This window comes from Paenibacillus artemisiicola (genome assembly GCF_017652985.1).
Taxonomy (GTDB): domain Bacteria; phylum Bacillota; class Bacilli; order Paenibacillales; family Paenibacillaceae; genus Paenibacillus_Z; species Paenibacillus_Z artemisiicola.
This window is the reverse complement of the sequence record NZ_JAGGDJ010000070.1, coordinates 1-19,697: the sequence shown is the minus strand read 5'-3', so window position 1 is coordinate 19,697 and position 19,697 is coordinate 1. Positions and strand designations below refer to the sequence as shown.

Here is a 19,697-nt window from a genome sequence, read left to right as displayed (position 1 = left end):
GTCCCAGTGTGGCCGATCACCCTCTCAGGTCGGCTATGCATCGTCGCCTTGGTGAGCCGTTACCTCGCCAACTAGCTAATGCACCGCAGGCCCATCTGCAAGTGACAGCTTGCGCCGTCTTTCCCAGTCTCCCCATGCGAGGATACTGCGTATCCGGTATTAGCATTCGTTTCCGAATGTTATCCCGGTCTTGCAGGCAGGTTGCCTACGTGTTACTCACCCGTCCGCCGCTAAGCTATCCCCGAAGGAATAACTCCGCTCGACTTGCATGTATTAGGCACGCCGCCAGCGTTCGTCCTGAGCCAGGATCAAACTCTCCATAAAAGTGATCAGCCGAAACCGATCAGTTCCAGGATGGCTTGTTAGCTCATCGCTGACTTACTTGTTAAAACCTTTTGACAGGTCGCTCATTGTTCAGTTTTCAAGGAACAAATGTTTCTTGCTCGTTCGCCCATGTCTCAGCAGCGACTTGATTAATATATCACATCTTATTAATCATTTGCAAGTACTTTTTTTAATCATTTTTTCGCAAACCAGGTTTGCTCTTGTGACGCGAAGACTAATTTAACACATCCGCTCCGCTGAGGTCAAGCCTGCGCCGCAGATTTATTTCTTCGCCCTCCTGGCCTTTAAAAGAGCGTCATCTGGAGCCCGAGCACGAGCGCGATGCCCGGCAGTCCCAACAGCACGACGGTACCGATCGTCGCGGGATTGAGCGGTACCTCGAAACCCGTCACGACGCCAGAATAATTAAGGAGGTATAAGACCAGCGCGGCCGCCACCAGATGCAGCGCGAACCTTCTTAACCATCTAAAGGACATCCCGTTGCGAACCACGACGACAAGCAGCAGCATGGCGGATGCGACCATCGTAATCATCCATAGCGACTTCATTGCGCGACACCGCCCTTCAGCGCGGTCCAAGGGGCAGGCGTCCGCTTCGCCTTGCGGAGCAGCATGCCGTACCGCTTCTCCGCAGATGCGATCGCATAGATCGCATAGTCGATCTGATCGCTGTCCAACGCATAGTCAAAAAAGCGCAGCGCGTTTTCCCACTCCCGCCTTGCCGTATGGATCTCCTCCAGCAGCTCCAAATGTTCCTGACGTTCGCTCTTCTGCATCAGCTCTTTCGCCGGTCTTCTCCGCTTCAGCCACTTCCACATGCTCGCTCATCCTCCCGCCCGTCCGCTCCTTGTCCAATCGAAGCGGCGTATAGTTGAATGTATGAGGAACGCTCGCGAAATTAGAACAAGCTTTCGTCGCCGCCCATTCTCCCGGAACGCAGCAAGGCCCCGCGGGAGAAGACGCTCCCGCGGGGCCAGCGATTCACGCCATTAAATTGTCAACCCAATTCTCTTCGGCCTTCCAGCGCCTTGGACAGCGTCACCTCGTCGGCGTATTCCAAATCGCCGCCGACCGGCAGCCCGTGGGCGATACGCGTGACTTTAATGCCGAACGGCTTGACGAGGCGCGATAAATACATCGCCGTCGCTTCGCCCTCGATATTCGGATTCGTCGCCAAGATCAATTCTTGGACGGTCTCATCGCTTAACCTGCGCAGCAGCTCGGCAATCCGGATCTCGTCGGGACCGATGCCCTCCATCGGGGAAATCGCTCCCTGAAGGACGTGGTACTGGCCTTCGAATTCCTTGGTCCGCTCCATCGCCACCAAGTCCTTGGACTCCTGGACCACGCAGATGATGGACGGGTCCCGGCTCTTATCTTGGCAAATCCGGCACGGATCGGTATCCGTGATATTGCAGCAGACCGAACAATAATGCAAATTGCGCTTGACGCTCACGAGCGCTTTCGCGAAATCGATGACGTCGTCTTCCTTCATCTTGAGCGTATGAAAAGCGAGCCTGGCCGCCGTCTTCGGACCGATGCCGGGCAAACGGCTGAAGGCATCTATCAGTTTGGCTATCGGTTCGGGATAATACAAGGCGCAGCTCCTCTACTTATTTACGACTTTTAGAACAAACCGGGGATTTTCATGCCGCCGGTGAATTTGCCCATGTCTTTGTTCGCCAGCTCGTCGGCTTTGTTCAGCGCGTCGTTGACGGCCGTCAGCACGAGATCCTGCAGCATTTCGATATCGTCCGGGTCGACCGCTTCCGGCTTGATGGAGATGCTTTGAAGCGTCTTGTGGCCCGTCACGATGACGGTGACGACGCCGCCGCCCGCGGTACCTTCGATCATTTTCGTGCCGAGCTCCTCTTGGGCTTTGAGCATTTGCTCCTGCATCTTCTTCACTTGCTTCATCATTTGGTTCATGTTGTTCATCGGTTGACCACTCCTTAATTGAGTTAAGTATGGAAAGCGACTTGTTAAATGTTCATAGCGCTGAGCGTATCGATCATTTATCTTCGACGACCACAAGATCCTCGCCGAACAGCTTCACGGCTTCCTCGACCCATTCCGGCTCCGGCGGCGGACCGCCGCGCTCGTCTTCGTGCAGCAGCGTGAGTTCTTCCGCGGGCGACGCGCCGTTCTCGGCGGCCGTCTGCCACTCCTTCAGCATCACGGTCGCGAGCCGGACGGGGCGGTTGTACACTTCGTTCAGCACGCGTTCGATGACGTCGCGGTTCGCGGGCTTCTCCGTGGTCTCCCGGTGGATGGAGTTCTTGAATGCGACAAGAATGGTATTGTCCGCCGCGGCGACGGGCTCTCCGTTCACGAACCAAGCATGCGTGGAGATGTTGTTGCTCTTCACGCGCTGCAAGATATCGGCCCACTTCATCCGAACCTGTCCCGACGCCGGGCTGTCCGCTGCCGCGAGGAACGGATCCAGCTTAACGCGGGCGATCGAGCTGCCGATGCCGCCCGAACCGCCGCGGCCGAAGTTATTGCCGCCGCGATTGCCGCCGCCGCGGGACGCGCCTTGTTCCGGCGCCGGGCTCCCGGGCTTGACGCCAGACTGGAGCAACTGCTCGATCTTGCGTTCGAGCGTATCAATCCGCTGCTGCAGCCGCTGGACCTCGCTGCCGGACGCCGCCGCTTCAGACGTATCGGTCGCGGCCGCGTACGCGGAGGCCGAGCCTTGGTCGCCTGCCTCCCGAAGCGTGCAGATCTTCATCAGCGCCACTTCGAAAATCGTTTGGGGCAGCGCGGCCTGGCGTATCTCCAGCTGGTACTGGTTCAGGACGTCGATCATGCGAAACAGAAGTTCCGCGCTGAACGCCTCGGCCATCCGGGCGTACTTGTCCTGGTCGACGATGCGTTCCGTGGCCGCCTTGCCCTTAGGGGCCAGCTTCAGCACGAGCAGGTCCCGGAAATAATAGACGAGGTTCTCCAAGCACTTGTCCGCGCTCTTGCCGGCTTGCATCAGCCCTTCCACGAGCGGCAGGATCGCGCCCGCGTTACGGTCCCGGATCGCCTCCGCCAGCTGCTCGAACTGTTCGGCGGCCAATCCCCCTGTCACGTCCACGGCGTCGTTCAGCGTAATGCGCTCGCCGCCGTAAGCCGAGACTTGCTCCAGCAGGCTGATGGCGTCGCGCATGCCGCCGTCCGAGAGCCTGGCGATGTAAGCCAGCGCGTCCTCGTCCGCCAAGATGCCTTCTTCCTCGCAAATCTGCCGCAGCCGCTCCGTCTGCTCCGGCAGCGAAACCTGCCGGAAATCGAAGCGCTGGCAGCGCGAGATGATCGTTGCGGGAAGCTTATGCGGCTCCGTCGTGGCCAAAATAAAGATCACATGCGCCGGCGGCTCTTCCAGCGTCTTCAGCAGCGCGTTAAACGCTTCCGACGTCAGCATGTGGACCTCGTCAATAATATATACTTTAGATCGCACTTCGGACGGCGCGTACCGGACCTTGTCGCGGATGTCGCGGATCTCGTCGATCCCGCGGTTGGACGCGGCGTCGATCTCCACGACGTCCATCACGGTACCGGCCGTTATGCCGCGGCACGCGTCGCATTCGTTGCATGGCTCCGTCGCCGGGCCGCGCTCGCAGTTGATCGCTTTGGCCATGACTTTGGCCGTCGTCGTCTTGCCCGTTCCGCGCGGACCGTTGAACAAATACGCGTGCGATACGCGGTTCTCGCGAATGGCGTTCTGAAGCGTTTGAATAATATGCTGCTGGCCGACCATATCCCGGAACGTCTGCGGACGCCAGGCACGGTATAAGGCGATATGTGACATCGGAGTCGTTCCTTTCGGATTGGCGTAACCTGCCGAACCGGCTGGCGCCGGCCGTCTCTCTATTATACACGATGCCGTCATCCAAAAAAACCGTCGCGCGCACAGAAACGCCGCGGCGGCGCGGGCGCCGGTTCTACTCTTTCGCGCAAGGAGGCGCGTTCTCCTGCCGGAAAAATGAAAAAAACACCCGGCATGACTTCTGCAAGTCATTCGGATGTTATCGTCGTTATAATCAAGGACCGTGCACCTAACCTCGATTAAAACCGCATGGGCGGCACTCCCGTTCCCAGCTCTGGTCAAGCACCCCTCCGGCACATGAACTAACCTGCTTATGGCTGCTTCCTTCCGGACCTGACCCGTTCACAAGCGTCCATTGCGGAGGACCCGGCCGTCAACACTGTTCCCGGGCACCAGCCCCACACGGCAAAAACCTACGTTAGGAATTCAACCCCGCTACAGCGGATTGCGAGTTACAGGGCACCGCTACCTCCCCGTCTAGCACGGCAGAGATAAGTATAGCTCGTTCGATCCAAAAGTGCAACTGCCGAATCGATGGAAGGCGCTCCAAGTCAACGCGTCATCTTGACGTGGACGTTGTAACGGGGCATGTTCATGCGCAGCACGGAGATCGCTTTCGCCTTGACCTGCTTGCTGTCGGCCCCCTTCTTCGGCGTGACCGTGACGTACATTTCGGGCGCCTGAAAAATAATCGTGGCCTTGGCCAAACCCGGAATTTGCTTCAGCTTGCTCTGCGCGAAGTCGCCGTCCGAGTCCTGATTCAAAAACTCGCCGTTGCGGTTCGGCAAGTGGGGGTTGCTGTTCGACAGCCCCAGGTAGCCGTCGTGCCCGTACGATTTGGCGTTGAAGTTGTTCGTCGCGTCCTTTTGCCCGCCGCAGCCGGCAAGCGAAATGGCCGCCGTCAGCGCCAGGGTGCCCAGCAGAAGCCGTTTGCTCGACATAAAAAAACCTCCCTTTAACCAATAGGATGGCTGAGGGAGGTCCTTGTATTCTGCTAATTTCCGCCAAACGCGGACGAATAAGCTTAGATACCGTATTTCTTCTTGAACTTGTCGACGCGACCGCCGGCATCCAGGAACTTTTGCTTACCCGTGAAGAATGGGTGGCAGTTGGAGCAAATCTCTACGCGCAGGTTCTGTTTGATCGAACCGGACTCGAAAGTATTGCCGCAAGCGCAAGTTACCGTCGTGACGTGGTAGTTCGGATGAATTCCTTGTTTCATCTCGTTCACCTCTTTCTGCCCTGGATCAACAGGCGGACCCAGAGTTCTATAAAAGACAAAACTGATTATATCACGGCTTCAACAAGGACGCAATGCCTATTCAGCGGCTCGTCCTTTCCCCGGACGGAGCCCCGTCAGGAGCGCTTCACCGGCACGGGCGGCACGTGGGTATACGAGCCGATCACGACGTCCGGCAGCTCCTCGGCGAAGATGTCCAGCATCTGCTTCATGCCGTAAATCTCCCCTTGCGCTTTCGGAATGAGCGCCAGGTAGCTCTCGGGATCGATGTTCAGGTTGCGCATCTGGATCAGCTTCAAGCCCGTGCGCTTCGCGAAACCGATCATCGCCTCGATCTCCTCCTCCCGGTCGGTGACGCCCGGGAAGATCAGGTAGTTGATCGACGTGTACACGCCCTTGTCGGTCGCGTAGCGGAGCGACTTCTCCACGTTGGCGAGCGAATAGCCGCGCGGCTTGTAGTACGCGTTGTAATGGTCGTCCAGCGCGCTGATGGTGCTGACGCGCATCAGGTCGAGCCCCGCGTCCACGATGCCGCGAATGTGATCCGTCAAGCCCGCGTTGGTGTTGATGTTAATGTAGCCCGTCGACGTGCGGCTCCGTACTTCGCGCATCGCGTCGATGATGATCCGGGCCTGCGTGGACGGCTCGCCCTCGCAGCCTTGGCCGAAACTGATGATGGCATCCGGCGCGTTCAAATGCTCCATCATGACGTCAACGAGCTCCTGAACCGTCGGCTTGAAATTCATGCGCGTCTGCGGCGCCGGGAAGCCGCTGTCGTCCGGCTGTTCGGAAATGCAGCCGAAGCAGCCCGCGTTGCAGGAAAACGAGACCGGCACGGCCCCCTCCCACCGCTGCAGGAACGTATTCGACGCGGTCAGGCATTCGTACCCGAGCGCGCAGTTCGATAAATGTTGATACAGCCGGTTCTCCGGATACTTCGCCAGCAGCCGGTCCACGCCGACTTTAAGCTCGTCCGGATCGCAATTGTTCGGATTCCAGCGCTCCGGATCGTCGCTCTTCTGCGCGGCGACGTAGAAGCCGCCGTCCTTCCAAACGACGGCGGAATACCCGAACAGCGGGAGCTTCTGCTCCTTATCCGTCTTCATGTAACCGGGGATGTTCAGCCGGGTATAGCCCTGCGGCAGCAGCGCGCCTACGGCCTGATAGTCGCCGGGCAGCGGCCGCATCTCGCCCGAAGCGGCGTGAATGCCGATCGGACGCGTGAACGGCAAGCCGACCATCGTCGCGCCTTCCGGCAGCGGAATCAGCTCGTCCTCCATCAGCTCCACGATCATGTCGCCGCTGCGGCCGAGACCGATCCAATCGGGATGATCGAACAGGTTGCCCTGTTCGTCTGCATATACGAGATTCATGATGTACCTCCTGAAAGCCAAACGGCTTTGCTACGCGCGAAACGCGAAATTAGGTGACCGTCGTCGAGCGCACGCCCGGCCTTCTGGAAGCGCCGCTGCCGGAGGAGCTTCCGCTGCCGCCGGAGCTTGCGGTCCTCCCGCGCGAAGGCGGCGTCACGCCCGACGTATCCAGGGACGCGAGGAACTCTTCGTTGTTCTTCGTATCCGCCAGCTTCTTCAGGAAGCCGTCGACGAATTCCATGGAATCGTTCATGTTCTTGCGGATCGCCCATACTTTGTCCAGCTCTTCTTTGGTCAGCAGCATCTCTTCGCGGCGCGTGCCCGAACGGCGGATGTCGAGCGCCGGAAAGATGCGGCGATCGGCCAGTTTCCGGTCGAGGTGCAGCTCCATGTTGCCGGTACCTTTAAATTCTTCATAAATGATGTCGTCCATACGGGAGCCGGTCTCCACGAGCGCCGTCGCCAAAATCGTCAGGCTGCCGCCCTCTTCCACGTTGCGGGCGGAGCCGAAAAACCGCTTCGGCCGATGAAACGCCGCCGGGTCGATGCCGCCGCTCAGCGTGCGGCCCGAAGCCGGCACGACGAGGTTGTACGCCCGCGCGAGGCGCGTGATGCTGTCGAGCAAGATGACGACGTCCTTCTTGTGCTCCACGAGCCGCAGCGCGCGCTCGAGCACCAGCTCCGCCACTTTGACGTGGTTCTCGGGCAGCTCGTCGAACGTCGACGCCACCACTTCGCCTTTTACCGAACGCGACATGTCCGTGACTTCCTCCGGCCGCTCGTCGATCAGCAGCACGATCAGCTCGATCTCGGGATTGTTCGTCGAGATGCTGTTGGCGATCTCCTTGATGAGCTGCGTCTTGCCCGCTTTCGGCGGCGCGACGACCAAGCCCCGCTGTCCTAAACCGACGGGGGCGAGCAAATCCATGATGCGCGTGGAAAGTTTGGACTGTGCGGTTTCGAGCACGAGTTTCTTCTCGGGATAAAGAGGAGTCAAGGCTGGGAAGTGTAGACGTTCGGCAGCGTGTTCGGGGCTTTCTCCGTTGACGGCATTAACCTGTAGGAGTCCAAAATAACGTTCGTTTTCCTTGGGCGCCCGGCACTTGCCGGATACCATGTCGCCCGTGCGCAGATCGAACTTGCGAATCTGCGAGGCGGAGATGTAAATGTCTTCGGTACTCGGCAGGTAATTGATCGGCCTCAGGAACCCGAAGCCTTCCGGTAATATTTCGAGTACGCCATGCATGAACATGAGACCGCTTTGCTCCGCTTGGGCGCGGAGGATCGCGAAAATCAATTCGCGCTTCTTCAACTGGCCGTAGCCCTGGATTTGATGCTGTTTGGCCAGCTTGTATAATTCCGTTAGCTTCATCGCTTCTAGATCGGCGATCTGAAGTTCGGACATAATATCACCACTTCTTATCAAGGTTCGATTGCCAAGCTTCTTCCATCATTGCCGGAATCGGTCCTCTCTATTCGGGACCGACTCTGAAATTGATAGAAAACTAGAGAGCTACTCGCGCCACACGTCCGCGCCGAGCATGCGCAGGTTCTCGACCAGGTTGTCGTACCCGCGGTCGATGTATTCCACGCCGGTGATTTCCGTCACGCCGTCGTCCACCGTCAGGGCGGCCACGACGAGCGCGGCGCCCGCGCGAAGATCGGCGGCGCGGACTTTGGCGGCGTTCAGCTTGCCGCCTTCGATGATGGCCGAACGGCCCTCCACCCGGATGTTCGCGCCCATGCGCGACAGCTCCGGCACATGCTTGAAGCGGCTGCTGTACACATAGTCGCTTAAAATGCTGACGCCCGTCGTTTGCGTCAGGAGGCTGGTCATGGGAGATTGTAGGTCCGTGGCGAATCCGGGGTAGACGAGGGCTTTCACGTCGATGGCTTCGTAAGCCGGCTGGCCGACGATGCGGATGGATTCGTCCATCTCGTAGACATGGACGCCCATCTCTTGGAGCTTGGCCGTCATGGCCTCCAGATGCTTCGGAATGACGTTGTCGATCAAAATATCGCCGCGCGTCGCCGCCGCGGCAATCATATAGGTTCCCGCCTGAATTCGGTCGGGAATGATGGAATGGCGGCAGCCGTGCATCCGCTCGACGCCTTCGATGCGAATGGTTTCCGTGCCGGCGCCCTTGATTTTCGCGCCCATGGCGTTAAGAAGCGTAGCTACATCTATGATTTCAGGCTCTTTCGCCGCGTTTTCGATAATCGTGGAGCCTTTGGCCCTGGAAGCCGCCAGCATGATGTTGATCGTCGCCCCTACACTGACGACGTCGAGATAAATTTTCGCGCCGCGAAGCTCTTTCGCGACGATGCGGACGGACCCGTGGTCGTTCGTGACCGTGGCGCCCAGCGCTTCAAACCCTTTAATATGCTGATCGATGGGACGCGGTTCGAAATTGCAGCCGCCCGGCAAGCCGATCGTCGCTTCCCCGAAGCGTCCGAGCATGGCCCCCATCAAATAATAAGACGCGCGAAGGAGCTTGACCTTGCCGTTCGGCATCGGCTTCGACGCCATGGCCGACGGATCGATCACGATCGATTCGCCGCTCCACTCGACGCTGCCTCCGAGCTCTTCGAGAATCTCGCTGTAAACCGCCACGTCGCTCAAGTGGGGCAGGTTATCCAGCGTGACCGTCGTTTCCGCCAGAATCGAGGCGGGCAGAAGCGCGACGGCGCTATTCTTCGCACCGCTGATCTGCACGGTGCCGCGCAGCGGACGTCCGCCGCGAATCATCAATTTTTCCATCGGAATTCGTTATCCTCCCATCCGGTGAGAGCAAAGGACCGAAAAGCCGGAGCAAGGCACGGCGAATCGCCGGCTTCGGTCGCCCGAGGCGGTTCCCCTCCGCGCCCTTGCTTCGTAGCACCGGGCCTTTAATGCCAGAAAGCAAGCGCTCCATCTTTCAAAGCGAATCTTGAAGGACGGGGCGCCTGCTTATCTTGCGGATACGGCTGTTCGATTCCTTTGACTATCGGAAGTTACGCTTGGTTGCTGCTGCCGAACAAACGGATTTTCTCTTGAACGACGGCTTGCATCGCGTTGCGCGCAGGCGTCAGGTATTTACGCGGGTCGTACACGGAATCGTTCGCGGCCAGCACTTCGCGGATGGCGTTCGTGCATGCGACTTGGTTTTCCGTGTTGACGTTGATCTTGCCTACGCCGGCCGCGATGGACAGGCGAATCGCTTCGTCCGGCACGCCGGAACCGCCGTGCAGCACGACCGGAACCGGAATCGCGTCGGCAACCTTTTGAATGATATCGTAATGGATCTTCGGTTCGCCCTTGTACATACCGTGCGCCGTGCCTACCGCGATGGCCAGGCAGTCTACGCCCGTCTCTTCGTAGAAACGGATCGCTTCTTCCGGCTTCGCCAGGGAAGCATGCTCCTCGTCAACGCTCAGGTCGTCTTCGACGCCGCCGATCGTGCCGAGCTCGCCCTCGACGGATACGCCCATCGCGCGCGCCGCTTTCACGACTTGCTTCGTCAGCTCGATGTTCTCTTCGAGGCCGTAGTGGGAGCCGTCGAACATAACGGACGAGAAGCCCGCGCGGATACACTTCATCGCGACTTCGAAGCTGCTGCCGTGATCGAGGTGAAGCGCGATCGGGAGGCCGGATTTCTTGGCGGCCGCTTCGGCGATCGCCACCGTGTATTCGATGCCCATGTATTTCAGGGCGCCTTCGGATACGCCGAAGATGAACGGCGATTTTTCTACGATTGCAGCGTCGGTGATCGCTTGCGCGAACTCCAGGTTGTTCATGTTGAATTGACCGACCGCGAATTTGCCTGCTTTGGCTTTCGGCAGGAATTCATTCATTGACACGAGTGGCATGATTCTCTACTCCTCCTAAAGTGGTATGGGCCCGACGAACGGAACCATACGTTGTCTGTAATATGCGACGCTTCGCCCGCCATCTCTGCCGGAAGCAGACAACTGGGTGGGAAGTCGTGCGCAGACGGATCTTGCATCACGCTTCGGTTATCGCACCCGGTCATTATACCACATACGACCTGCGTTTGGTACAAGTCTTGGCAATCGGCCCGCGCGGCGCCCGGAAACAAAAAAAGCGGGATCCCTATTCAGGATCCCACCGCGTACCAGCCGCCGGAATCGCCTCCGCGGAGCTGCAGGTTGACCGCCATTCTCATCTCGTCGATGTCGAACGGTTTCGTGAAGTGCATCAGCGCGCCGTGGTCGGTCGCTTCCTTGATCATGTCGAGCTCGCCGTAGGCCGTCATCATGATGACCTTGATGTCCTTGTTGATCGCCTTGACATGCTTCAGGATCTCGAGGCCGTCCATGCCCGGAATCTTCATGTCGAGCAGGACCAGGTCCGGCGACTCGCCGCGCACGATCTCCAGTGCGACCTTGCCGTTGGGCGCCTGGAACGTCGTGTAGCCCTCGCTGCTGAACACTTCCATCAAAAGAATTCGAATGCCGTTCTGATCGTCGACGATCAAGACTTTCTTGTTTTCCAACTCGAAACCCTCCCAAGTATGCATGACATGCGCGTGCCGTCCGTCATCTGGATTAGAATCCCACTTAAGGAATGATTTCGCGTCCGGGCGCCCATTCTCCTGCTTCGGCTGGAAAAAAACTTTAATCCTGACAGTCCGTGTTACTTCTCGGCCTGCTCGAGCGCGGCCCGCACGAACCCGCGGAACAGCGGCTGCGGCCGGTTCGGCCGCGACGTGAATTCCGGATGGAACTGCACCGCGAGGAACCACGGGTGTTCCGGCAGCTCCACCATCTCGACGAGGCGTCCGTCCGGCGACGTGCCGGTGATCTTAAGGCCCGCCGATTCGATCGTCTCGCGGAATTCGTTATTGAACTCGTACCGGTGGCGATGACGCTCGTACACGAGCTCGTCGTCGTATTCGCGCTCGGCCAGGGAACCCGGCTGCAGCTTGCACGGATAGAGGCCGAGGCGCATCGTGCCGCCCATGTCCTCGATGTCCTTCTGCTCCGGCAGCAGGTCGATGACCGGATACGGCGTGAGCGGGTTGATCTCCGAGCTGTTCGCGTCCTTCATGCCGGTCACGTGGCGCGCGTATTCGATGACCGCGACCTGCATGCCGAGGCAAATGCCGAAGAAAGGCACGTTGTTCTCGCGAGCATGGCGGATCGCCACGATCTTGCCCTCGATGCCGCGGTCGCCGAAGCCGCCCGGCACCAGGATGCCGTGAACGCCCTGCAGCCTGTCCGCCACGTTCTGCTCCGTCAGCTCCTCCGCGTTCACCCAGCGCACCTTCACGTCCGCGTCGGCGTCGAAACCGGCGTGGCTGAGCGATTCCACGATGCTGAGGTACGCGTCGTGCAGCGCCACGTACTTGCCCACGATGGCGATCTCGGCCGAGCGGCTCAGCTGCTTCACGCGGCGGACGAGGTCTTCCCACGCCGTCATGTCCGGCGGCGGCGTCGTCAGTTTGAGGTGGTTGACGACGATCTGGTCCAGGCCTTCGTCGCGCAGGTTGAGCGGCACTTCGTAAAGGGTGGACGCGTCGCGGCATTCCACGACCGCGTTCTCGTCGATGTCGCAGAAGAGCGCGATCTTGCGCTTCATGTCTTCGGCGAGCGGGTACTCCGTGCGGCAAACGATGACGTTCGGCTGGATGCCGATGCTCCGGAGCTCTTTCACGCTGTGCTGCGTCGGCTTCGTCTTCACTTCGCCGGCCGCTTTGATATAAGGAATCAAGGTCACGTGGATGTACATGACGTTCTCGCGGCCGATGTCGCTCTTGATCTGGCGGATCGCTTCGAGGAACGGCAGGCTCTCGATGTCGCCGACGGTGCCGCCGATCTCGGTGATGACGACGTCCGAGCCCGTCTCCTTGCCCGCGCGGAACACGCGTTCCTTGATCTCGTTCGTAATATGCGGGATGACCTGCACGGTGCCGCCGAGGTATTCGCCGCGGCGTTCTTTCGTGATGACGGAAGAGTAGATTTTGCCCGTCGTGACGTTGCTGTTCTTGGACAGGTTGATGTCGATGAAGCGCTCGTAGTGGCCCAAGTCCAAATCCGTTTCCGCGCCGTCGTCCGTGACGAAGACTTCGCCGTGCTGGTAGGGGCTCATCGTGCCCGGGTCGACGTTGATGTACGGATCGAATTTCTGAATGGTCACTTTCAGCCCGCGGTTCTTAAGCAGACGCCCGAGCGAAGCCGCCGTGATGCCTTTGCCGAGCGATGACACGACGCCGCCTGTTACGAAAATATACTTAGTCACTGATGATACCCTCCACGCCTGTATGGTTATTGATTTAGGTTCTCCCAATTCCCGCAGAAAAATGGTCCATAAAAAAGAAAAAAGTGACACCCGTAGCTACGGGGCACTTTCTAATTTTGGCTTATACCTTATGTCCGAACTTGAAGCCCAAACAATAGTTTACCCGCTGCGCTATCGCCTTGTCAAGGCAAAACGGCTGCCGCTTCTCTACGGGCATCGGCTTATTTGCCGTCTTCTTCGTCGTCGTCGAAATCTTCCTCTTCGGCGTCTTCTTCGGCTTCTTCTTCTTCTTCGCCCTCGGCTTCTTCGCCGAGGTCTTCCTCTTCGATCTCTTCGTCGTCGATCACGACTTCTTCGTCCACTTCCGCTTCTTCCTCGGCTTCGTCGAAGATCTCCTGATCCTCGTCGTAGGAATCGAAGTCGTCATCCTCGGACGCGTACGTATCCTCTTCCTCGTCCGCGTAGACGTCGTCGTCGTCCTCTTCGTCGTTGATGATGCGGGAACGCTTCGCGTTGCCGACCGGATCTTCGTTCCGCTCGACCGGGTACCAGCGCTTCAGGCCCCACATGTTGCTGCCGACGCACGCGAACCGTCCGTCGATGTTGATTTCCGTATATACTTGCGCAATCACTTGGTTGATTTGTTCTTGGGACAGGCCCCGGATCTTCGCGATCTCGTTCATGATATCGCGATAGTAAAACGGCGTGTTCGCCGCCTTAAGCAATTCGAATGCCAGGTCGACCATGGGCATTTCCCTGATGCGTTCCGGATCGATTTTCAAGACGATCTCGCTGCTCATTTCGGACACTTCCTCTCATGTCAAATCGCCCGCGCCTTGCGGGCAATCCATATCAACCTATAGTAAAACCTATTTTTTATCAAAAAGCAAGCACGCCTCCGCGTCGGGAAACAAAAAGAAAAAGCGAAGGAAATCCTTCGCTTCGACTGTATCCTTCCGGATCGGGCGGCTCGCGCCGGTTCCGGTACTCGAGCCCGGGAGGGACTCTTGGTTTATACTATGTCCCCGCACGGCGAATGACACGGTTTGCCGCCTAATTCTGCGAAAAAAGGCAGGTTGCTTATACGGCTTGTTGCCCTCCTTCATACAATACTTCAGCATGATTCGCCATGGAGGGGAGCCAACTTTGGACAGATCCGCAATTCTCCGCCTGTTGCACAGCGCGACTTCGCTCGACGCCCCGGCCGCCAAACGGCGAATCGTCCGCTTCCGGCATTACAGCGACTACGAGCGCTTCCTGCTCGAATGGTCCAACTTCGGCGCGGAAGAGGACGCATCGGACGCCGTACGGCACCTTCCCTTCATCGAGGCTTTCTCCCTTCCCGTGACGGCCGAGCTGCTGGCCGCGGCTCCCGCCCACGACTTGTGGATCGAGAACGACCCGCAAGTCTCGGTTCACGCCATCGTGCACAAGCCGGCCTCCCGCGAGAAGGGCATCCCGTGGGGCGTCTCCGAAATCAAGGCGCCGCTCGCCTGGAGCACGACGACCGGCCACCGGGTCAAGGTCGGCGTCATCGATACCGGCGTCGATTTCAGCCACCCCGACCTCAAGCAATCGATCGGCCGCGGCATCAATCTCCTGAACCGCGGCACGCTGCCGCACGACGACAACGGGCACGGCACGCACATCTGCGGCACCATCGCGGCCGCGAACCAGCTGCACGGCATGATCGGCGTCGCTCCCCGCGCCTCCGTCCATCCGGTCAAAGCGTTCGACCATAACGGCAGCGCCTTCGTCTCCGACATCGTGCTCGGCATCGACTGGTGCGTGCGCAGCGGCATGAACATCATCAACATGAGCTTCGGCATGAAAACGCGCAGCAAGTCGCTGTTGACGGCCGTGACCAACGCGTTCAACGCCGGCGTCATCGTCGTGGCGTCCTCCGGCAACGACGGCAAGCGCAAATCGATCGACTATCCCGCCCGCTACCCGCAAACGATCGCGGTGGGGGCGACGAACAAGCTGCGGCGGATCGCGCCGTTCAGCAACCGGGGCATGTATATCGACGTGTACGCGCCCGGGGAGAAGATTCTCTCCTCCTGGCTGCGAGGCAAATACAACGAAATGAGCGGAACCTCGATGGCGACGTCCCACGTCAGCGGCGCCGTCGCGCTGCTGCTCGCGCATCGCCCGGGGTTGACGCCGACCGAAATCAAGGCGGTCATCAAGCGGGCCATGCTGCCCTTAAGAGGCACGAAAGCCCCCCGGCTGACCGGGGAGCTCGACGTCATGCGGATGCTGCAGGCCGTGGAACGGTAGGTTCCCGGCCTTCGTTCGCGTCGCGTCTTGGGGGCGCGGCACGCCCGCCGAGGCGCCGCCGCGCCGTCGCGGGACAAGCCCGTTATCGCGCGCAACGCGCGCTCCGGCGCGGAGCTACATGCGCTCCGGCGCGGACACGCCGACGAGCTTCAGCACGTTCGCGATCGCGACGCGGGTCGCGCCGAGCAGCGCGAAGCGCGCTTGGGTCTGCGCGGCGTCCTCGGTGATGACGCGTTCCGCGCGGTAGTAGCTGTGCAGCTGGGACGCCAGCTCGTAGACGTAGCGGATCAGGCGGTGCGGCGCGTATTGCGACGCGGCTTCCGCGATTTCGAGCGGAAGCTCGCCGATTTTGCGGAGCAGGTCGAACTCGTGCTCCGACGTCAGTTGGCCGAGGTCGACTTCGGCCAGCGGCAGCACCGCGACGCCCTGCTCCTCCGCCTGGCGGAAGATGCTGCAGATGCGCGCGTGGGCGTACTGCACGTAGAAGACCGGATTCTCGTTCGAGGTCGAGATGGCGAGGTCCATGTCGAAGTCGAGGTGCGAATCCATGCTGCGCATCGTGAAGAAGTAGCGGATCGCGTCCGTGCCGACCTCTTCGGTCAGATCCTCCATCGTGACCGCTTTGCCGGTACGCTTGGACATTTTGACTTTCTCGCCGTTCTGGAACAGGCTGACCATCTGCGCGATGAGAACGACCAACTTCGCCGGATCGTTGCCGAGCGCCTCCATCGCCGCCTTCACGCGGGGGATGTAGCCGTGGTGGTCGGCGCCCCAGATGTTGATCATTTTGTCGAAACCGCGGCCGTATTTGTCGCGGTGGTAGGCGACGTCCGGCGTCAAATACGTGTACGAGCCGTCATTTTTCACGAGCACGCGGTTCTTGTCGTCGCCGTACGGCATCGTGCTCAGCCAGGTCGCGCCCTCTTCCTCGTAGACTTGCCCGCGGTCGCGGAGCGCCTGCAGCGCCTGCTCGACCTGGCCCGTCTCGTAGAGCGACGTCTCGCTGAACCAGACGTCGAAGTTGACGCGGAATTCGCTCAGGTCGCGCTTGATCTTGGCCAGCTCTCGCGTCAGGCCGTACTCGCGGAAGAACGCGAAGCGCTCCTCGTCCGTCAGCGACAGCAGGCGGTCGCCCTCGGACGCGGCCAGCTCCTTCGCGAAGCCGACGATGTCTTCGCCGTGGTAGCCGTCCTCCGGCATGCTCGCGTCGAGACCGAGCGCCTGCTTGTAGCGCGCTTCGATCGAGCGGGCGAGATTCGCCACCTGGTTGCCGGCGTCGTTGATGTAATATTCGCGCGTGACGTCGTAGCCGGCGAAATCGAGCAGGTTGCACAGCGCGTCGCCGACGGCGGCGCCGCGGGCGTGGCCGAGGTGCAGGCTGCCGGTCGGGTTGGCGCTGACGAATTCGACCTGCACGCGCTGGCCGGCGCCGACGCCGACGCGTCCGTAATCGGCGCCTTCGGCGGCGGTTTGCGCGACGACCGGGTACAGGTAGCTGCGATCCATGCGGAAGTTGATGAAGCCGGGGCCGGCGATTTCGGCGCTTTGGATCGAAGCCTTCGCCTTGTCCAGATGAGCCAGAATCGCTTCGGCGATTTGGCGCGGGTTCTTCTTCGCGAGCTTCGTCAGCTGCATCGCCGCGTTCGTGGCGAGATCGCCGTGCGCCTTCTCCTTCGGCACCTCGAGCACGAAGACCGGCAGCTCCTCGCGCGCCGCCAAGCCGGCGGCGACGACCGCGTCGGCGATGGCGTCCTTCACTTGCTGGTGAAGCTGTTCAATAACGTTCGACATGATATCCACTCCTAAAAGTTTTGCGGGCGAAGCCCGAGCCGGTATTCGGCGAGTCGAAGCAAAACTGCTTCGTAAGCATAATCCAAGTTTTGCGGGCGAAGCCCGAGCCGGTATTCGGCGAGGTAAAGCAAAACGGCTTCGTAAGCATAATCCAAGTTTTGCGGGCGAAGCCCGAGCCGGTATTCGGCAAGGTGAACAATTCTTCTTGCAAGTATCTGAGCAACTAGCCGACCGGCGCCGCTTCCGCGCGAAGGCGGATGACGAAATCGCCGATCTGCCCGCCGTCGACGAGCAGCTTATAGTGCCATTCCAGCAGCAGCGGCAAATTCGGCAGCAGCCGCTCCCCGTCCGGATCGGCGTCCATCAAGCCGCCGAACTGCGCCCAGAGCAGGCTCGTTTCCGTCTCCAGCGCGAACGACGCGTGCCGGGACGCGTATTCCCCGCTCCGCCGCACGCCGGCCGCGAACGTCTGCTGCGACTCCACGTCGCCCCGCCGGGTGACGCTGAGCTCGCCGTCGCGCCAGCGGACGACCGTCCGCACCGCGCTTTCCGCTTCGGTCTCCTCGTAGCGCAGGAAGAACGTGCCGCCCTTGCGGTACCATTCGCCGTCCATGACGCTGACCTGCTTCTCGCCGTCGATGACGCTTTCCAGCGTGATGATTACGGCTGCCTTATCATTCATGCCGGCGGTCTCCCGTCTTCTTCATATCCTGTCCTCCCATGCAGTCGGACGGACGGCCGCATCCATCGCGGCGGCCGCACCGGTCCCGAATAACAAGAAAACCCCCGTCTCTGCAAAGAGACGGAGGTTGATGTCCGCGGTACCACTCTTCTGGTCTCGCGATCCCGCCATGGCCCGACCGGGCGCGGCGAAACGCGAAAACCTCTCGAACACGATAACGGGGTGACCGGATCGGCCTAGTCCGGCGTCCCGCGAACGGCGCCCTGTTCAGTCGATCAACTCCCGGGTGCGCTTCCCCTGCATCGCTGCGCCGGCTTCCACCGTCCCGGCTCGCTGCTTCCAGCGTCTTGCAGGCTACTGTCCCGTTCATCGTATGTGGCTGTCATTTTCCCTATTATATGCGACCCATTGAAAATTGCAAGCGTCAAATGTCAGGCCAGGTACGGAAGCAGCGCGCGCCAAGCCTCGATGCGGTCCGCCGCCGTGCGCATCGTCCGCGTCGGAATCGGGCTCGTCGACGGCAGCTTGAGCTTCGCCAGCTCCGCGAAGGCGGGGTGATGCTTGAAATATTTCATGAACGTATCGTGCGACTTCGCGCCGTTGAACGCCAAGCAGCGGATGCCCGGATGCTCCGCGATCAGACCCGGCAGATCGTTCGGGACCTCGCCTCGGATGTTGGCGTCGAGGCTGCCCGCGCGCTCGCAGGACGCGATGACGTCCCACATGGCGATGCCGCGCGACGCCGCGAACGCCAAGCGGTCCGCGTACGGCTCGTCCGGCTCGAGCCCGTAAAGCCCGTACAGCACCCGCCATAGATGGTTGCGCGGATTGCCGTAATATTGGTTGGCCGCCAGGGACGCCTCGCCCGGCATGCTGCCGAGAACGAGCGCAGTCGCCCCTTCGCGGATCATCGGCGGAAACGAATGGACGCGCATGGACGGATCGCCTCCTCTGCTCTTTCCTTCGAGCTTACCCGGAGACGCCGGCCGATGCAAGCGGCCTCTGTCCGGCCTTCGGCGCGCGGCGGGCTCGTCCGCTCGCGGGGGGCCGCAGCGCGAACCTGCGCTACAGCTGGGGCGAAGGCGGAAAGCCGCTCAGCTTCTCCAGCCGCTGGCAAATCTCGTGCTGCCACTCGACGTCGCCGGCCATCGACGCGGCCAGGGACAAATTGTGCAAATTGGCGAATTGCCGGACGTGCATGGCATTGACCGCCAGACAATGCTCGAGGTCCGCCTGCTCTTCCCCGGTCAAATTCCGGGCCCCGCGAATGGTCCACAGCTCCGCAAGCCGTTCGTGTATCGGCAAAATGGTCATGCTTTTACGCCTCCCTTAATCGTCTCACACTATTAGCCAGTATGACCAAAAAAGAAAGCTTCCAAGCGCCGTTCGAGCGACTTTCCGAGGCAACCGCGGATTTCTTCGGACGGGAAACTATCGCTTGCTTCTATTATACGGCGCTCCTTCGCGGACGGTACCTTGACCGGGAAAACGGAACGAGCCGCAAATAGCGGGACGCGGCGGACATCGGCGGACGCGCCAAAAAGCCGTCCGGCGCCTACTAGGCGCAGCCGGACGGCCCGCGGGTGCTAATTCGCGCGGCGTAGGCCGCCGGACGCCGGGGCTGAGGGGCGTATCAGGGCCGGCGCCGGGCCGCGAACGAACGGGGCGCCGACGCCGATCCGAACGGACGCGGGGGGGGGGAACCGCCTAGCAGCGGCTGATGCGCCGGCGAACTACTCCGCCGCGCGTTCGATATAAAGCGGGTTCGTCAAGCAGGTCATGACGGACACGCCCGTGCCTGCCGCGGTTCGGCGCGCCTCCAGCCGGTAGAACAGCCGGTCGGCGGCGCCTTCGTAACGCAGCCGGACGCGGCCGTCCGCCGCTTCCGCCGCCGGGACGCGCGTCGCGGGCACTTCCGCGGCCGCGGCGGCGCCG

The 19,697-nt window shown here is 60.5% G+C and carries 20 protein-coding genes, 1 rRNA gene and 1 other RNA gene; 1 reads left to right on the top strand and 21 read right to left on the bottom strand.

What is annotated here, in order from left to right; all coding sequences use genetic code 11:
• The 16 genes from I8J29_RS31560 to rpoE all read right to left on the bottom strand — a co-directional run.
• Positions 1-324 (bottom strand): 16S ribosomal RNA (locus I8J29_RS31560); the annotation flags it as partial.
• Positions 325-629: 305 nt separating this feature from the next.
• Complete coding sequence (locus tag I8J29_RS31555; RefSeq protein WP_208851247.1) at positions 630-893, bottom strand: pro-sigmaK processing inhibitor BofA family protein; 264 nt, start codon at positions 891-893, stop codon at positions 630-632.
• Positions 890-1,162, bottom strand: coding sequence for a YaaL family protein (locus I8J29_RS31550; RefSeq protein ID WP_208851246.1), 273 nt, complete (start codon positions 1,160-1,162; stop codon positions 890-892). Before I8J29_RS31550 ends, I8J29_RS31555 begins: the two co-directional genes overlap by 4 nt.
• Positions 1,163-1,341: 179 nt before the next feature.
• Positions 1,342-1,941 (bottom strand): recombination mediator RecR, encoded by a 600-nt coding sequence (recR, locus tag I8J29_RS31545; protein ID WP_090647059.1) that lies wholly within the window; start codon positions 1,939-1,941, stop codon positions 1,342-1,344.
• A gap of 29 nt (positions 1,942-1,970) precedes the next feature.
• Positions 1,971-2,282: a YbaB/EbfC family nucleoid-associated protein gene (locus I8J29_RS31540; protein WP_090647062.1), complete on the bottom strand. Its 312-nt coding sequence runs from the start codon at positions 2,280-2,282 to the stop codon at positions 1,971-1,973.
• Between the two features lie 73 nt (positions 2,283-2,355).
• Positions 2,356-4,137 carry a DNA polymerase III subunit gamma/tau gene (gene dnaX, locus I8J29_RS31535; protein WP_208851245.1) on the bottom strand — a complete coding sequence of 594 codons (1,782 nt, stop codon included), beginning with the start codon at positions 4,135-4,137 and terminating at the stop codon, positions 2,356-2,358.
• Between the two features lie 239 nt (positions 4,138-4,376).
• An RNA gene (gene ffs / locus I8J29_RS31530) (signal recognition particle sRNA large type) lies at positions 4,377-4,641 on the bottom strand.
• 65 nt (positions 4,642-4,706) lie between these two features.
• Positions 4,707-5,096 (bottom strand): hypothetical protein, encoded by a 390-nt coding sequence (locus I8J29_RS31525; RefSeq protein ID WP_208851244.1) that lies wholly within the window; start codon positions 5,094-5,096, stop codon positions 4,707-4,709.
• 83 nt (positions 5,097-5,179) lie between these two features.
• Positions 5,180-5,377 carry a 50S ribosomal protein L31 gene (gene rpmE / locus I8J29_RS31520; RefSeq protein ID WP_090647069.1) on the bottom strand — a complete coding sequence of 66 codons (198 nt, stop codon included), beginning with the start codon at positions 5,375-5,377 and terminating at the stop codon, positions 5,180-5,182.
• A 134-nt stretch (positions 5,378-5,511) separates the two neighbouring features.
• Positions 5,512-6,768 (bottom strand): radical SAM family protein, encoded by a 1,257-nt coding sequence (locus tag I8J29_RS31515; RefSeq protein ID WP_208851243.1) that lies wholly within the window; start codon positions 6,766-6,768, stop codon positions 5,512-5,514.
• A gap of 49 nt (positions 6,769-6,817) precedes the next feature.
• The gene (gene rho, locus I8J29_RS31510) at positions 6,818-8,173 is read right to left on the bottom strand and encodes a transcription termination factor Rho (RefSeq protein ID WP_208851242.1); all 1,356 of its coding nucleotides are present in this window, start codon (positions 8,171-8,173) and stop codon (positions 6,818-6,820) included.
• Positions 8,174-8,281: 108 nt separating this feature from the next.
• Complete coding sequence (locus tag I8J29_RS31505) at positions 8,282-9,529, bottom strand: UDP-N-acetylglucosamine 1-carboxyvinyltransferase (protein WP_208851241.1); 1,248 nt, start codon at positions 9,527-9,529, stop codon at positions 8,282-8,284.
• A 233-nt stretch (positions 9,530-9,762) separates the two neighbouring features.
• Positions 9,763-10,617, bottom strand: a complete 855-nt coding sequence (gene fba, locus I8J29_RS31500) for a class II fructose-1,6-bisphosphate aldolase (RefSeq protein WP_208851240.1) — start codon at positions 10,615-10,617, stop codon at positions 9,763-9,765.
• 248 nt (positions 10,618-10,865) lie between these two features.
• Positions 10,866-11,264, bottom strand: coding sequence for a response regulator (locus I8J29_RS31495; RefSeq protein WP_090647082.1), 399 nt, complete (start codon positions 11,262-11,264; stop codon positions 10,866-10,868).
• Between the two features lie 140 nt (positions 11,265-11,404).
• Complete coding sequence (locus I8J29_RS31490; RefSeq protein ID WP_090647084.1) at positions 11,405-13,009, bottom strand: CTP synthase; 1,605 nt, start codon at positions 13,007-13,009, stop codon at positions 11,405-11,407.
• Positions 13,010-13,230: 221 nt separating this feature from the next.
• Positions 13,231-13,809, bottom strand: a complete 579-nt coding sequence (gene rpoE, locus I8J29_RS31485) for a DNA-directed RNA polymerase subunit delta (RefSeq protein WP_208851238.1) — start codon at positions 13,807-13,809, stop codon at positions 13,231-13,233.
• A 346-nt stretch (positions 13,810-14,155) separates the two neighbouring features.
• On the opposite strand from rpoE, the gene I8J29_RS31480 reads away from it, so the two are divergent.
• Positions 14,156-15,289 carry a S8 family peptidase gene (locus tag I8J29_RS31480; protein ID WP_240546620.1) on the top strand — a complete coding sequence of 378 codons (1,134 nt, stop codon included), beginning with the start codon at positions 14,156-14,158 and terminating at the stop codon, positions 15,287-15,289.
• Positions 15,290-15,403: 114 nt separating this feature from the next.
• Here I8J29_RS31480 and argS read toward each other — a convergent pair whose 3' ends face one another.
• The 5 genes from argS to I8J29_RS31455 form a co-directional block, all read right to left on the bottom strand.
• Complete coding sequence (gene argS, locus I8J29_RS31475; RefSeq protein WP_208851237.1) at positions 15,404-17,080, bottom strand: arginine--tRNA ligase; 1,677 nt, start codon at positions 17,078-17,080, stop codon at positions 15,404-15,406.
• Between the two features lie 223 nt (positions 17,081-17,303).
• Entirely contained in the window at positions 17,304-17,762 is a 459-nt protein-coding gene (locus I8J29_RS31470; RefSeq protein WP_090647095.1) for a YwiB family protein, read from the bottom strand.
• Positions 17,763-18,193: 431 nt separating this feature from the next.
• Positions 18,194-18,697, bottom strand: a complete 504-nt coding sequence (locus I8J29_RS31465) for a DNA-deoxyinosine glycosylase (RefSeq protein ID WP_208851236.1) — start codon at positions 18,695-18,697, stop codon at positions 18,194-18,196.
• 130 nt (positions 18,698-18,827) lie between these two features.
• Positions 18,828-19,076 carry a DUF7667 family protein gene (locus I8J29_RS31460; RefSeq protein ID WP_177222388.1) on the bottom strand — a complete coding sequence of 83 codons (249 nt, stop codon included), beginning with the start codon at positions 19,074-19,076 and terminating at the stop codon, positions 18,828-18,830.
• Between the two features lie 419 nt (positions 19,077-19,495).
• Positions 19,496-19,697 (bottom strand): hypothetical protein (locus I8J29_RS31455; protein WP_208851235.1); only part of this gene is annotated, 202 nt, incomplete at its 5' end.

What these genes read in the sequence shown, in the direction of transcription:
- rho (WP_208851242.1), bottom strand. Translation starts at nt 8,173, where the DNA reads ATGTCCGAACTTCAGATCGCCGATCTAGAAGCGATGAAGCTAACGGAA.
- argS (WP_208851237.1), bottom strand. Translation starts at nt 17,080, where the DNA reads ATGTCGAACGTTATTGAACAGCTTCACCAGCAAGTGAAGGACGCCATC.
- I8J29_RS31540 (WP_090647062.1), bottom strand. Translation starts at nt 2,282, where the DNA reads ATGAACAACATGAACCAAATGATGAAGCAAGTGAAGAAGATGCAGGAG.
- I8J29_RS31555 (WP_208851247.1), bottom strand. Translation starts at nt 893, where the DNA reads ATGAAGTCGCTATGGATGATTACGATGGTCGCATCCGCCATGCTGCTG.
- I8J29_RS31550 (WP_208851246.1), bottom strand. Translation starts at nt 1,162, where the DNA reads ATGTGGAAGTGGCTGAAGCGGAGAAGACCGGCGAAAGAGCTGATGCAG.
- fba (WP_208851240.1), bottom strand. Translation starts at nt 10,617, where the DNA reads ATGCCACTCGTGTCAATGAATGAATTCCTGCCGAAAGCCAAAGCAGGC.
- rpoE (WP_208851238.1), bottom strand. Translation starts at nt 13,809, where the DNA reads ATGAGCAGCGAGATCGTCTTGAAAATCGATCCGGAACGCATCAGGGAA.
- I8J29_RS31460 (WP_177222388.1), bottom strand. Translation starts at nt 19,076, where the DNA reads ATGACCATTTTGCCGATACACGAACGGCTTGCGGAGCTGTGGACCATT.
- rpmE (WP_090647069.1), bottom strand. Translation starts at nt 5,377, where the DNA reads ATGAAACAAGGAATTCATCCGAACTACCACGTCACGACGGTAACTTGC.
- I8J29_RS31515 (WP_208851243.1), bottom strand. Translation starts at nt 6,768, where the DNA reads ATGAATCTCGTATATGCAGACGAACAGGGCAACCTGTTCGATCATCCC.
- I8J29_RS31505 (WP_208851241.1), bottom strand. Translation starts at nt 9,529, where the DNA reads ATGGAAAAATTGATGATTCGCGGCGGACGTCCGCTGCGCGGCACCGTG.
- I8J29_RS31470 (WP_090647095.1), bottom strand. Translation starts at nt 17,762, where the DNA reads ATGAATGATAAGGCAGCCGTAATCATCACGCTGGAAAGCGTCATCGAC.
- I8J29_RS31465 (WP_208851236.1), bottom strand. Translation starts at nt 18,697, where the DNA reads ATGCGCGTCCATTCGTTTCCGCCGATGATCCGCGAAGGGGCGACTGCG.
- dnaX (WP_208851245.1), bottom strand. Translation starts at nt 4,137, where the DNA reads ATGTCACATATCGCCTTATACCGTGCCTGGCGTCCGCAGACGTTCCGG.
- I8J29_RS31525 (WP_208851244.1), bottom strand. Translation starts at nt 5,096, where the DNA reads ATGTCGAGCAAACGGCTTCTGCTGGGCACCCTGGCGCTGACGGCGGCC.